General features: G+C 36.9%; 11 protein-coding genes and 1 pseudogene. 10 read left to right on the top strand and 2 right to left on the bottom strand.

Features of this window, described 5'->3' with window-relative positions:
• The first annotated feature begins 1,133 nt into the window (after window positions 1-1,133).
• From B371_RS0107470 to B371_RS24465, 6 genes and pseudogenes are all read left to right on the top strand, one after another.
• Entirely contained in the window at window positions 1,134-2,336 is a 1,203-nt protein-coding gene (locus B371_RS0107470; RefSeq protein WP_019413685.1) for an iron-containing alcohol dehydrogenase, read from the top strand.
• A 293-nt stretch (window positions 2,337-2,629) separates the two neighbouring features.
• Window positions 2,630-5,854 (top strand): DEAD/DEAH box helicase, encoded by a 3,225-nt coding sequence (locus B371_RS0107465; protein ID WP_019413684.1) that lies wholly within the window; start codon window positions 2,630-2,632, stop codon window positions 5,852-5,854.
• A 133-nt stretch (window positions 5,855-5,987) separates the two neighbouring features.
• Window positions 5,988-6,131 carry a hypothetical protein gene (locus B371_RS23755; protein WP_019413683.1) on the top strand — a complete coding sequence of 48 codons (144 nt, stop codon included), beginning with the start codon at window positions 5,988-5,990 and terminating at the stop codon, window positions 6,129-6,131.
• Window positions 6,132-6,743: 612 nt separating this feature from the next.
• Entirely contained in the window at window positions 6,744-6,905 is a 162-nt protein-coding gene (locus B371_RS23750; protein WP_019413681.1) for a hypothetical protein, read from the top strand.
• 478 nt (window positions 6,906-7,383) lie between these two features.
• Window positions 7,384-8,364: a quinone oxidoreductase gene (locus B371_RS0107440; RefSeq protein WP_019413679.1), complete on the top strand. Its 981-nt coding sequence runs from the start codon at window positions 7,384-7,386 to the stop codon at window positions 8,362-8,364.
• Between the two features lie 323 nt (window positions 8,365-8,687).
• Window positions 8,688-9,169: pseudogene (locus B371_RS24465) on the top strand (tetratricopeptide repeat protein).
• 114 nt (window positions 9,170-9,283) lie between these two features.
• Here B371_RS24465 and B371_RS24290 read toward each other — a convergent pair.
• The gene (locus B371_RS24290; protein ID WP_019413677.1) at window positions 9,284-9,418 is read right to left on the bottom strand and encodes a hypothetical protein; all 135 of its coding nucleotides are present in this window, start codon (window positions 9,416-9,418) and stop codon (window positions 9,284-9,286) included.
• Window positions 9,419-9,672: 254 nt separating this feature from the next.
• On the bottom strand, window positions 9,673-10,968 hold the full coding sequence (locus B371_RS0107425; RefSeq protein ID WP_019413676.1) for an MFS transporter: 1,296 nt from the start codon (window positions 10,966-10,968) through the stop codon (window positions 9,673-9,675).
• 236 nt (window positions 10,969-11,204) lie between these two features.
• Between B371_RS0107425 and B371_RS0107420 the strand changes: the two genes are divergently transcribed.
• From B371_RS0107420 to B371_RS0107405, 4 genes are all read left to right on the top strand, one after another.
• On the top strand, window positions 11,205-12,389 hold the full coding sequence (locus tag B371_RS0107420; protein WP_019413675.1) for an NADP-dependent malic enzyme: 1,185 nt from the start codon (window positions 11,205-11,207) through the stop codon (window positions 12,387-12,389).
• A 255-nt stretch (window positions 12,390-12,644) separates the two neighbouring features.
• The gene (locus B371_RS0107415; protein ID WP_019413674.1) at window positions 12,645-12,962 is read left to right on the top strand and encodes a PadR family transcriptional regulator; all 318 of its coding nucleotides are present in this window, start codon (window positions 12,645-12,647) and stop codon (window positions 12,960-12,962) included.
• Entirely contained in the window at window positions 12,962-13,972 is a 1,011-nt protein-coding gene (locus tag B371_RS0107410) for a DUF4097 family beta strand repeat-containing protein (protein WP_019413673.1), read from the top strand. The genes B371_RS0107415 and B371_RS0107410 overlap by 1 nt, the downstream gene beginning before the upstream one ends.
• 184 nt (window positions 13,973-14,156) lie before the next feature.
• Window positions 14,157-14,438, top strand: coding sequence for a hypothetical protein (locus tag B371_RS0107405; RefSeq protein ID WP_019413672.1), 282 nt, complete (start codon window positions 14,157-14,159; stop codon window positions 14,436-14,438).
• Window positions 14,439-14,675: the final 237 nt, after the last annotated feature.

Here is a 14,675-nt window from a genome sequence, read left to right as displayed (position 1 = left end):
CGCTTTCCGCGGGCGGTCCATGAGTCTCCTCGGGCCAACAGGATGTTGGTCACGAAGGCGTTGCCTCGCGTTGTGGCGTTCTTAGCCTTCGTTCCATTAAGCTCCTGCGGGGTTTCACCGAACACGCTTTTCCCGCTGGAGTCGCCTTCCACTTCAATTACTTGTAAATATAATTTCTTTCATCTAAAAAAGGTGAGGTTCCTTTATCTAACAGAATGTACCGGCTTTTCATTCTAGACACGAGTATGATGTATCATCACACCCGTGTCTATTTGGTATGTAGATGTCGCCTTTTTCAATTCAAACACACTAAGCGATCCGGAAACCAAAGTTATAAAGTGGGAAAACACTTTCTACTAACACTCAAGTCATTAGTATTGCTTAACAGGAACAGGAGCACTACCTAATTTTTCTTATTGGTTCAGCTCAAGTGATTCAACTTTTCGTTCGATTGAGCAATTTTCTGTTCGAATGGTTCAACTTTTCGTGTGATTGAGTAATTTACTGTTCGAATGGTTCTACTTTTCATTAGATTGAGGCAATTAACCAATTTTCTTCTAATTTCTGTCATCTTCATTTTTAATGGAATAAAGATAAAATATCGATAGACAAAAAAGAACTGGACGGGTTTATCGTCCGGTTATTCTTAGCCCTTACTTTAAATCTTTCATTAAAATCATAATTCGACTACGGTTGGAAATCATCGGGACACCATCAGTTGCTGTTTAAACTGTACTGAATTAGAAGTGATCCATATGACTAGGCAGAAACAGCGTAAGCTCCTTTCAAGTGGTAGCCTATGCGAGAAGTCTGGTAGTGAATTTCTGCTAGACTTCTCGCGGGAGTGTTCACATTTTCCAGTGGTTTCTATATGTCTCAATATTTTTTGTTTGAAAATAATTTAACAATGTTTATAACTTTCAGTAAATTCTAACTATACAATTATTAGAAATATTGGTAGCATAACTTAAGGGAGAATTTAATTTGTGGACATTTGAGTAGTAGGAATGAGCATTCATTTATCCTATGGTTAAACAAGTGTAAGAGAACAATATCAATAGATTTTTATGTGTATGTATACTATATCTGACCTAGTGAGAATAGAGTAATAGAGTTAGTAAGGGGGGATTTTATTGGACAGTTTTGCTATTTTCAGATCACCACAAACGGTTATCTATGGGCGTAATGCTTTTGGGAAAATCGGTACAGAATCTGCATTAAGAGGAAAAAAAGCACTTATTGTTAGTGATAAAATTATGGATCAACTTGGTTATGTTAGTGAATGTCAAACCTACCTTGAAAAAGAAAATGTGGACAGCGTCATTTATTTAGGTGTGAATTCAGAGCCTACAGATCAACATGTGCTGGATTCTTTAGAGATTCTCCGAAAAGAGAAGTGCGACCTGGTTATTTCCCTTGGTGGAGGAAGTTGTATCGATACGGCTAAAGCAATAGCAACATTGGCTACAAATAACGGCTATATTGGAGATTATAGGGGAGGACAAATAATTGCAGAAAATCCCTCACTACCGCATATTGCTATTCCAACTACTGCAGGGACTGGTTCAGAAGCAACAGACGCAACGATTATTACTAATACTTCGAATGATGTAAAAATGATGATCAAGCAACCTGTTTTTATGCCAGAAGTAGCCATTGTTGATCCTTTATTGACGGTGTCATCACCTCAACATATAACAGCAGCCACAGGTGTAGATGCTCTAAGTCATGCAGTTGAGGCATATCTATCAAAACGCTCTCATCCAATGACCGATGCACTTGCCTTGTCTGCCATGAAATTAATCGTCAATAATATTGATACGGCATACGACAACGGAAATGATATTGATGCTCGTGAGGCAATGTGTCTAGGGGCGCTCCAAGCAGGGATGGCGTTTACTAATTCATCTGTATGTCTCGTACACGGGATGTCAAGACCAATAGGGGCTTTATTTCATGTGCCTCATGGCTATTCGAATGCGATGTTACTGCCAGGTGTTCTAGAGTTTAGCAAGGATTCATGTATTGATCGCTTAGCTGATTTAGGTAGAATTTTTGAACCTGACCTATCTCTTTCTAATGAGGCAGCAGCTGACATTGCCGTATCTTCTGTAAAGAACCTCTGTCTAAAGCTAGGCATTCCAAACCTTAAAGGGTGGGGGATTAAGGTTGAAGACTTTGAAAGTGTCGTCCAAAAGATGGCATCAGATGCTTTAGATAGTGGCAGTCCCCAAAATAATCCAAGGGTACCCACACAACAGGAATTAGAAGATCTTTACCATACTTGCTACGACTACCAATTCGCTGGTACAGTGGTTTTGGGAAAAAGGGAATAATTCGCACGTGACGCACATAGTGTTTTGATTTTGGTTGATGAGAGAATGGACACTTCTTGCATAAAAATAGGCGGCCGAAGATACAATTTCGGCCGCCTGTTTACTGTAAACTTATATGATTAAACGTATTTAGATAATACTGAATGCTTTCTATGAAGTCGGTGTCTATTCTATCGTCCACCAAACACAAAATACTTACTAGGTTAAAACTAGGCTATAATGCTAAAATAGTATCAAGAGCTATTCTTAATAAAACGAAAGCTTACAGATAATACATAGATGGAGTGTACAGGATGGATATATTAAATAAACAACTAATTCAAAGATTTTATACAGCAGCTGTTTTTAAAAGAGGTGAGAGTTATTTTAATAACAAAAGGGTTCAAAGTTTAGTATACGATGCTAAGAATGATCTATGGACTGCGAAGGTTGTTGGTACTAATATTTATAAGACACAGGTTCGTATAATTGAGCAACGTTTTGCAGATTACTGTAGTTGCAAAGCATATAAGTCTAGCAGTAATTGTAAGCATGTCTGTGCGACACTGTTGGCGATTATAGATGAACAAAAGGAAGATTCACGAACTACATCTAATTTGAATGGCACAAAAAATGCTAGATATAGACAAGCCAAAGATTTGATTGATTTTTTCAGTGATCACTCTAACGTTCCCAAATTGTTGGCAGATAAGACGAGTTATTTAAAGGTTGAATTCTTATTAAGAACCTATACGGAAAAACTCCAAACTCGGTATAAAGATATTTTTGAAATACAGCTAAAAATAGGCGATACGCGTTTATATATTGTAAAGAACATTCGATCTTTATTAGATAGCATTGCAAATAAGACTGAATTGGAGTTTGGCAAGCATTTCACGTATACGCCGAATTCCCAAGTGTTTTCACCCGATGATTTAGAAATCATACAAATATTAATGGGGATTTATCAAACGGAAAGCTTATATGAAGATGACTATAATTGGGGAAGTTCTGATAATAAAGGGAAAGAGTTAATCATTCCACTATATGTAGCAGATGATTTAATTTTTAAATTACAGGATCGAACTTGTAATTATGAGCAAGAGAATGTTCTTTATGGACAATTACAAACATCTCATGAAGCTCTACCATTTTCCTTTACTCTTGAAAATGGCAGGTCTGGTGAGTTTCAACTCAAGCTAAATGAAATTAAGACGGGGAATTATTATGAGGCATATGGATGGTATGCATACAAAGGAGTGCTATATAAATTATCAACGGAACAGCGGGAAACACTTCAACCGTTTGTTCCATTAATCGAAAATAATAAGAATTTGGTCATTCCAATATCAGTCGAACAAGTAGGTACATTTATATCTATGGCCATGCCAAAAATAAATCATATTGGCAAAGTAAAAGTCTCTGAAAATGTTTCAAATATCATAATAAGTCCATCCTTACGAGTTAAAATGTTTGTGGATGGATCGGTTGAACGAATTGATGTGAAAGTTGAGTATCATTACGATTCAATTATCATCAATCCCTTAAATGAAAATGACACTTTGACAAATGATTATCAAAGCATACTAATACGCAAGACTGAACAAGAATTAGAATTTATGAATGAGCTAGAAAACTCTCCATTAAAGGTAAATGGGAAGCGGTATTATTCTGAAATAGAAGAAGATGTATTCGAATTCTTTTATGAAACATTGTTGAAACTTGAAGATAAAGCCGAGATTTTTATTGTGCCTGCCATTAAGTCAATGATTCTTCCTTCAGTAGCAAAGGCAACGGTTTCAGTTAATGTGCAATCAAACGGAAATTTGCTTGAAGTGGATTTCACCATGAATGACATTGGAAGTGACGAGATAACGCATATTCTTCAATCTGTAATCGAGAAAAAAAGATATACGCGTCTACCAAGTGGAGCATTTTTATCTTTGATGGATAATCAACTTCTTGAAGTAGCTGATTTATATCATGAATTGAATAACAAGTCTGTTGAAACACATAATGGGAAAATGATCATGCCTCTTTATCGTGGGTTACAGATTGAAGAACGCTTAACAAAATTGGATAAGCAAAATCGGAAATTCGGGAAAAACTTCCGACAATTTTTTAATTCCATTAAGTCGCCTGAGGAGGAAGATTTTCAGATTCCATCTACTCTTCACGCGAATTTGAGAGATTATCAGGTAACTGGTTTTAAGTGGCTAAAGTCCTTGGCGCACTATCAACTCGGGGGAATATTAGCAGATGATATGGGCTTAGGAAAAACCTTGCAATGTATCGCTTATATTCTATCTGAAATAGAGGACAATTCAAGTAAGCCCTTCCTTGTTGTAGCCCCTGCATCGCTCGTATACAATTGGAAAAATGAATTTAGTAAATTTGCTCCTGATTTACATGTAGATATTGCCATTGGGACAGTACAAGAAAGAAAAGAAATTCAGAAGCGAAGTGAAACTCCAGATGTGTACATTACTTCTTATCATACATTGCGGCAAGATTTGGAATGGTATAGCAAGCAAAAATTCCATACACTCATTTTAGATGAGGCGCAGTCGATTAAAAATAGTGCTTCTAAAATTTCTCAAGCTGTCAGGTCTTTAACTGCATCTAAGCGATTTGCATTGTCAGGAACGCCGATTGAGAATTCTTTGGATGAATTATGGTCGATTTTTCAAGCGATTATGCCAGGATTTTTGCATGATCAGAAAGTCTTTCGAAGTATGTCAAACGAAACCGTTGCACGCCTTGTTAAACCATTCATTTTGAGAAGACTCAAGAGAGATGTTTTAACGGAGTTACCAGATAAAATTGAAACGGTTCATTATTCAGAACTCCACTCTGAACAGAAAAAACTGTACATGGGATACTTAGATAAAATCCGAACAGAAACGAAGGAATCACTTGCCTCAGAAGGAATTGGAAAAGGGAGAATAAAAATACTCGCTGGTCTCACTAGACTTAGACAACTTTGCTGTCATCCTTCTTTATTTATCGATAATTATGAGGGCCAATCAGGAAAGCTTGAAGAGCTTCTCGAGATTATTGAAAATGGTCAGGAAAACGGACGCAAAATGTTAATTTTTTCACAGTTTTCGAGTATGTTAAAAATAATACAAGAAAAGCTCGTGCAATCGGGACAAAGCTGTTTTTATTTAGACGGCCAAACGCCTGCCAAGAATCGAGTGGAGCTTGTTGATTCATTTAACGTTGGCGCAGAATCTATTTTCCTAATCTCTTTAAAGGCTGGTGGAACAGGACTAAATTTAACCGGAGCAGATACAGTGATTCTTTATGACTTATGGTGGAATCCAGCAATTGAAGAGCAAGCAATTGGAAGAGCCCATCGGATGGGACAGAAAAAAGTTGTTCAAGTAATTAAACTTATTGCCCAAGGAACGATAGAAGAAAAGATAAACGAGTTGCAGCAAAGCAAAAAGGAACTAATCGATCAGGTTATTCAAACAGGTGAAACCATGTTGTCATCCCTATCAGAAGGGGATATACGGGAAATTTTATCGATTTAGCGGGAAGTTCTCTGACACAATCGACTTTATATCGTTTGGATGGAAAAGTTTCAAAAACAATGATATTTAGTATAATCCTTTTAATGTCGGGCATACTCATCTTCATTATAAAAAGGAAGGATGTCTTATTAAAATGGACGAAAGCAAACTAGCAGAGCTTGACCTTGAGCAGTTACAGGAAATTAGCGAACTTGAATTAAAAATTGGAGTTACGCTAATTGCATATGATTCTACGGCAAATTTAAACAATGACTCACATGAAACACCAATGGTATAAGAATTTATTTGGAAGGAATTTGAAATTCATCGTCGACTTGTCAAAAGAAATCTTCGGTTGATATTAAATGCATGAAATTGAAGCCATTCGAGAAATTTCGAATGGCTTTCTTCTATATAAATAGGATTTAAAAAGAGATTAGGTCAAATCGATTGCTGGAAAACGCTTTATGAATAAAATAATCTATCAATTTCAAGTACATAGTAGATTTTTCGCTAGAAATACAGAAAATAGAGATGTTTTTCAAAGGTTACGCTTTATCTGGTGTGGATTTAAACAGAAAAGGGGTTGAGTAATTGAATTTGTGGATAAATATGGTTTCCAAGTTGGAAAAATCGAGGTCCAAGTTGGAAAAATAGCATGCCAAGTTGGAAAAAACGCACTCCAAGTTGGAAAAATCACGTCCCAAGTTGGAATTCCGTACAAAGAGGTCTTTAAAAAGAGGGGTGGTTAAATCGATGGCTGAAAAAACTCATGGTGAATTAAATATTGTATCGATTTCAACTGATATTAGATTTTTTCGCTAGAAATAAAGAAAATAGAGATGTTTTTCAAAGGTTACGCTTTATCTGGTGTGGATTTAAACAGAAAAGGGGTTGAGTAATTGAACTTGTGGATAAATATGGTTTCCAAGTTGGAAAAATCGAGGTCCAAGTTGGAAAAATAGCATGCCAAGTTGGAAAAAACGCACTCCAAGTTGGAAAAATCACGTCCCAAGTTGGAATTCCGTACAAAGAGGACTTTAAAAAGAGCGTAGGTTCAATCGATGGCTGAAAAAACTCATGGTGAATTAAATAATGTATCGATTTCAACTAAATATTAGACTTTTCGATAGAAATAATTGAAATAGAGTTATTTTTCAATGGTAACGCTTTATCTGGTGTGGATTTAAACAGAAAAGGGGTTGAGTAATTGGGTTTATGGATAAATATGGTTTACAAGTTGGAAAAATCGAGGGCCAAGTTGGAATTTTTTTATGCCAAGTTGGAAAAAACGCACGCCAAGTTGGAAAAACCACGTCCCAAGTTGGAATTCCGTGCAAAAAGGGCAGAAAAAGGGACTTGTAGTCGACATCAACTAGAAAATTTTTCTCGGGCCGAACTATTAAAATCAAAGAAAATCGATTATTTGTTGTTAAACCAATTTTTCGGAACCAAGTCCATATAGATACAGGAAAACAGGTACCTAATAGCGAATAGTAGTAAGATAAATTACTTATGTTGATTTTGAACTGAAGAAATGGGGAAAATACATGAGAGCGATTGTTGTGAATGAATTAGGCGCTCCAGAAGTATTGAAGCTTAGTGAAGTAGAATTGCCTAAAGTTTTATCAAACCAAGTGCAGATTAAAGTTCAGGCAATCAGCGTCAATTTTGCTGACATCAAGGCTCGCCAAGGACAATACCATGGAACTGAATCTGGAGCCGCTTTTACTCCAGGTTTGGATTGTGCAGGAGAAATTGTTGAAATAGGGAGTAAAGTGACTCGATTCAAAGTGGGCCAACGTGTTATGGCTTTCCCTAAGAATGGCTCATATGCAGAATATGTTAATGCAGATGAAGATTTAACATTCGTTATTCCTGATGAATTAAACAGTGAGACGGCTGCCGCATCTTTAACTGTCGGAATTACTGCTTACAATGTAATTAAGAAAATGGCTCATTTGATGCCCGGAGAGACAATATTAATCCATGCGGCAGCAGGGGGTATAGGATCCACGGCGATTCAACTTGCCAAAATTTTAGGTGCTTCTAAAATTATTGGTACCGTTAGCAGAGATGAGAAAGTACAAGTTGCAAAAGACTTTGGAGCTGACCACATCATTAATTATGTTAGTGGAGATTTTGTGGAAGAAGTGAATCGTTTGACCAATGGGAAAGGGGCTGATGTCATTCTCGATACCATTGCAGGAGAGACCTTTGAGCGAAGTATCAATTGCTTGGCGACTTTTGGAAGAATCATTTCATTTGGTCATGCTGGTTCCATGCCTGGGGTACTGAAAACTATGGATCTCCATTCCAGCTGCCGTTCTGTTATCGGCTATAGTACCGGTACTTACCGCAAGCTACGACCTGAGTTTCTCAAGGAGAGCGCGGACAACCTAATAGAATTAATGTTGCAGAAAAAGCTAACTATTCATATTTCAAAGCGCTATACTTTAGCACAAGCTTCGGATGCTCACGCACATATCGAAAGCAGACAAAGCATTGGTAAGGTTTTGTTGATTCCATAAATAGTTAGTAAACGCAATTATTTCAACAAAAAGACCACAACATAAACAGTAAGCCGTCCAGTTTTAGATCACTTATTGCGAAATAAACGGTCAAATCGAATCCGTTTTATCACCAAAAAAACAACTAAATACAACCCTAAATAGCACTCAAATCGAGGTGCTTTTTTTATGGGAAAATAACAAAGGACTTCCAATTTTGAAAAGGTTATACTTAAACCACAACTATTCAATTAGATAATCAATTTATTATAAGTTCAAACTAACGAAACAGTTAGAGTTTAACAAGGAATGTCGGGAGTTATAAGAACAGAAAGGAGCTAAAAATGGAGCCGAAGTGGGATACCGTTGTTAAGAACGGATGGGAAAGTAAAGATGATGAAAATAAACTAATAGAATACTTTTTGGAAGTTGCAGAGAAATACCCAAATTCAGCAAGAGCAAAATTTGAATTGGCTAACGCATATGATTTTACGGGACAAGAGGATAGTGCAATTTCGATTTATGAAGATGCAATCAGCATAGGTCTTAATGCAGAATATGAAGCCTATGCCTTATTACAATTAGTAGTTCTTTAAGAAATGTTGGAAGAATAGATGATGCCATCAGAATATTATCTGATGCTGAAGACCGTTATCCTGACCTTCCTTCTATAACAATGTTTCTTAGTATGGCTATGCACGACAAAAACAGGAACACAGAAGCATTAAGAAAAGCTCTAAATACGATGTTAAGGCACGTTAAAACTTCAGATATAGAACGGTATAGAATGGGGTTAGAAAACTACATTAAGGATATTAAATCATAGTCTTTGTTGTTACACTATCGAGGTGCTTTAGTAAAAAAACATAAATAAATGCGCTTGGAGAAACATTTCCAAGCGCATTTATTTATACAAAATCACCAATAACTTTAACATAGCCTATAATAATGCTGCAATTTTTTCTTCTGCTCGATCGCTATAGTTCGCAAAATGATTAACAATGATACGGGAAAGCTCCGACATTTCCCAGTTTACAGGTTTTTTATTCAACCTTTTCGGTTTGATTTTCGTCAATGTTTATCACTCCTTTTATACTACCAATTAGACACCCAAATAATCATTTTACAATCACAATTGAAATAGCAATAATTGACCTGTCAATAGTATGACTGTTTTAAAGGTAAAATTAATATAAACCTTAATATATCAATGAAAAATAGACATCCAAATAACTAGCTAATTGGGTGTCTATTTGGGGTTATAATTAAGAAAAAGCGATCCAAAACTGAACGGCTTACATAAACAGTTGTGGTCTTAATAGTCTATTTTTATGTTTTTTTACTATGACTGTTTCTTTCAGGTTGTTTGGCTAGTAGTGAACATAGAATTCCCACTATAGGAAATAGTAAGAAGAGCCAAAGAATCTCTTTATAGCCGCCAAATAAATCAAAGGCATAGCCAAAAGGAAGTGGACCAATAGCAGAACCGAATACCATTACTGATGTTGCAAGGCCTTGAATACTACCTAGAGCAGCTCGACCAAAGTAACTAGGCCATACATAGGATAAAGCGATTCGTTCGAATCCATTGCTCGCTCCCCAGACTAAAGCAAAAAGTATAGCCATGAAAAATGTATTTGTTACTTGAAGCATCATTAGTAGTACCATCTCTAAGACAAAAATTCCTGCAAGAATTATATTTACTTTCACCCGGTCCAATATTCTTCCAGCTACAAGTGTCACAGGAAATCCTACAAGTGCCATTCCGGCTAGGACCAATGCGGCAACTCCAGTGCCAAGACCATTTTCATTAAATAATGAAATTAGATGGAATGTAATGGCTGTATTGACAAGCGCAGGAATTCCGACACAAGATAAAATAAGCCAAAAAGCTTTTGTACGTATGGCTTCTTTAAAGGTCCAATCATTATTTTTGGGTTTTTTAGATATATGTTGCTCTGAGTTTTGCTCGCTTACAATAGGTGTTACAAAGCCATCAGGTTCTAACCCAACTTGTTCCGGTGTATTTCTAACTAAGAAGAAAGCAAGGGGGGTAAAGACGACTAAAATTGTACCCCCCCAAAGAATCCATGTGTTTTCCCAACCGATGGAATTAACTAGCCACACGTTTAATGGTGGAAAAATGGCAGAACTAGCAAATCCCCCGATAGCCATGTAACTAAGTGCAAGTCCTCTTTTTGTCATAAACCATTGAGGGATTAAAGTATTTGGAATGAGTGTCATAGAACCCTGTCCAAATAATCTCAATAATAAAATGCCGAAGAACAACATGACTAAGTTGTTTACATTACTATTGTAGAAACACGCGATTGCCAACATAATGGAAACAATAACCATCATATATCTTTGACCGAAGCGATCAATTAATCTTCCCATGAAAAACATACAAACTGCAGATACAAGTGTAGCTGCCGAATAAATTGTTGAGACTTGAGTACGGCTCCAACCAAAATCAATTATGTATTGATCAATAAAAACGGAAATAAAATAGGTCTGACCAGGTCCAGAGAAAAAAGCACCAAGTGCCCCGATAAATACGATATACCATCCATAATAGAACGTTGATTTTATCGGTACAGTGTGGTTATTGCCGAAAAAATTCATCCTTCTATCAACTCTTTTCAATTAATTATCCATTTTTAATACTTAGTGCCCCTAATTATACAATAAAAAAATGATTAAAGGCATAGTCATTAATTATTTTGTATTGTTTAGCACCCAATTCATTGTTTGTCTTTTGACCTTAGAGTCAAGTCAAGTAATAAATGTTGAGTTTTCTAGTGAAATATGATATTAATTAGAATACTCAGAATTTACAAATAGAAGGGATGGGTAAGAATATGGTGAAGACAATTAGTCCAGCTTTGGAAATGCATCAAATTCATAAAGGAAAGATGGAAATTGTCTCTAAGGTACCTCTAGAAAATAACGAGGATTTGAGTTTAGCTTACTCGCCTGGTGTTGCAGAACCTTGTCTTGAGATTCTAAAAGACCCTTCACTAGTATATGAGTATACAATTAAAGGAAATCTAGTTGCTGTTGTTACGGATGGAAGTGCTGTATTAGGTTTAGGAAATATTGGTCCTGAAGCGGCCCTACCTGTAATGGAAGGAAAGGCCTTACTGTTAAAGAAGTTTGCTAATATTGATGCGTTTCCAATTTGTTTGGATACGCAAAATGTTGATGAAATCATTCAAATTGTAAAAGCCCTTAGTCCAACTTTTGGCGCCATTAATTTGGAGGATATTTCGGCACCTAGATGTTTTGAAATTGAGCAACGCTTGCGAAAGGAGTGCAATATTCCGGTTTTTCATGATGATCAACATGGAACTGCAATCGTAGTAGGAGCAGGATTAATCAATGCGCTAAAAATCGTTGATAAAAAAATTAGTGAAATTAAAATAGTTATTAATGGAGCGGGAGCCGCGGGTATTTCAATTGTCAATCTTTTGAGTAAAATTGGTGTTAAACATATGGTCTTATGCGATTCAAAAGGTATTATCTACAAAGGCCGGCCTGAAGGCATGAATTCAGTGAAAGATAAAATTGCTGAAATAACGAATTTACCTCTAGCGCAAGGTTCATTGATCGATGCCATGTCAGAAGCAGATGTATTTATTGGCGTGTCAGTCGGAAAAATACTTACAAGAGAAATGGTTGGCTGTATGAATAAAGATCCAATCGTTTTCGCATTGGCAAATCCAACACCTGAAATAATGCCTGATGAAGCGAAAGAATTTGGTGTACGGATTATCGCGACGGGTCGTTCCGATTTTCCAAATCAAGTCAACAACGTGCTGGCATTTCCAGGTATTTTCCGAGGTGCTCTTGATGTTCGTGCCACCGATATCAATGAAGCCATGAAGTTGGCCGCAACTTACGCCATCGCATCTTTAATAGAAACTGCTGATCTTACGGAAGATTATATTATTCCCAATGCTTTCGATAATCGAATTGCCAAAGTTGTGGCAGAAGCAGTTAGCCAAGCAGCAATTCAAACAGGTGTAGCGTCACTGGAAAATTAGTACCTGAGTATAAATCTACTCATATATTTAACGCCAATTGTATATACTGCATTAGGGTCCAGTAACCGTTCAGGTTCTGGATTCTTTTGTTGTGTACTTATCAAAGCGGAACATTAAAATTATTTAGAGAAGGCTGAGTAGCATTTCTCTGTAACCTACCATAAAATTAAAAAACATTTAATCCAGTACCTTGCATTAAACAATAGCGTTATGGTATGGTACTAATCAATAGATAGTACCGGAGGTGAATGGTACGTGAATATACAATTTAAGAAGGGTGTCTTGAGTTTATGCGTGTTGGCACTTGTTGATCGACAAGACTGTTACGGGTATGAACTGGTTCAGGCAATTTCGGATCGGATTGAGATTTCAGAAGGAACTGTTTATCCGCTTTTACGGAGGTTAACGAAAGAGGGATATTTTATAACGTATTTAAAGGAATCTACTGAGGGTCCTCCTCGCAAGTATTATCAGATTACGGAGCAGGGAAAAGGATATTTAAATGAGCAGCTTGATGAGTGGAAGCATTTTATTGAAGGAGTTCATCAATTATTAGACAAGGGGGATGTATGATGGAAAAGTACCGTTATTTAGAGGAATTGAAAAAGGAATTAGATAAGTTGAAGAAAGAGGAACAGGCAGATATCATTAGTGATTTTGAAGAGTATTTTCCGAATGGCAAAAAGGATGGTAAGACTGAGGAAGAAATTTCAGAATCGCTTGGAACACCTCGATATATTGCACTTGAATTATTGAAAGCTTATACGGAGGAAGATATGATTTCCGAAGAATTCTCGGGAGAGAGCGATTATTCGAAAGTAGATATACAAGTTGAGAATGGTAAGTTGACGATTGAGCCCTCAAATGACGGGAAAGAACATGTGGCTATATCGGAGCACTCGTCTCAAACGTCTCTTTCAATGGATGTAGTAGGCGATACGCTACTAATAAAAGTGAAGGAAACACGTCGTTTTCTACCATTTGGCTTTGGATTGAAGGTACCAGTGGTATCAGTGAAATTGCCCGTTCGCAAGTATGAAACGATTCAAGTGAATAATGCTAATGGGTCAATGACGGGGAGTTCGCTGCACGCAGAGCTTGTGGGGGTTGAGTCAGATAATGGACGTATCGAGTTGAGTCAGGTAGTAGCATCGAAACTTCGTACAGTTTCCGATAACGGTCGTATTACGTTGAAGAATGTACAGGTCACAGAACTTGACGCTGAAAGTGATAATGGCCGTATAGAGATTCACAATGTACAGTCTGAAATTCTCCGAGCAAAATCAGATAACGGACGCATTGAGTTGCATGATGTACACGGGGTAATTGAAGCGGAAACAGATAATGGGCGAATTAATTGCTATGTACCAATCGTTACTAAGCCAATCAACTTGAAGACCGATAACGGAAGTATTGAGCTTATGATGACTCAAAAGCCAGAACATGCAACGATTCGAGTGACTCGTGATAGAGGAAAAGTGAGTATGTTTGGTGAAGACTCTAAGAAAGCAGTATTTGGGGACGGTTCGCTATTGATTCAGTTGAGTACTGACAATGGGAAAGTTACTGTGAAGGAAGCTTGAGACGTTAGAAGTTGTAGACAAGTGGCCGAAATTGCATCTTCGGCCGCAAATTTTCCAGATTTAAATATGATAATTCTATTATTCACCAAAAACGTCTTGTTTACTTTTTCTTACAATTAATAATGTAATACATTCAACTATTGAAGCATAGTATGTACAAATACCTTTAAAGAAGGAACTGACTATGAATAAAGTTGTACATATCATAATGGGGTTAAGTGAAGATTCTTTTGGCATAGCAAATTATTTGCAAAAGCGTAAAAAAACCGTCTATATAATTGATAGCAAAGTACAAGAATTGGACAAGCAGAAAGAGTTTACTTTTGTAGATCAACTATTTGTTGATTCACTAGATACTCAACAATGCAGGGTCTATGTCTACGATGCTCCATATAAACAAGCAAAACTTCAGGGCGTGCGTAAGTTATCGGTAAGTGTAAATATGTTAGCTAAGCTAGATGATTAAATTCATTGAAAAGGGAACTAGGCAATCCAGGAGATAGGATAAAAATTCTGTATTTTGCAGGGTCTTTCGCTTTAGCGGAAGACTTTTTTGCATGATTAGAAAGTATATAAATTTAGTGAACCATGAATTCAGTATTCTCGGTATTTTAAGGAGTAGGTTCTAGTATGATACCACTGATTTGCGCTCCAGGCGGACGCTTTCCACGGGACGGGCGGAGAGCCTCCTCGGGCCAACAGG

This window comes from Paenisporosarcina sp. TG20 (assembly GCF_000286315.1).
Classification (GTDB): domain Bacteria; phylum Bacillota; class Bacilli; order Bacillales_A; family Planococcaceae; genus Paenisporosarcina.
Note: the sequence above shows the minus strand (reverse complement) of the source record. Positions and strands in the feature narration are given on the sequence as shown.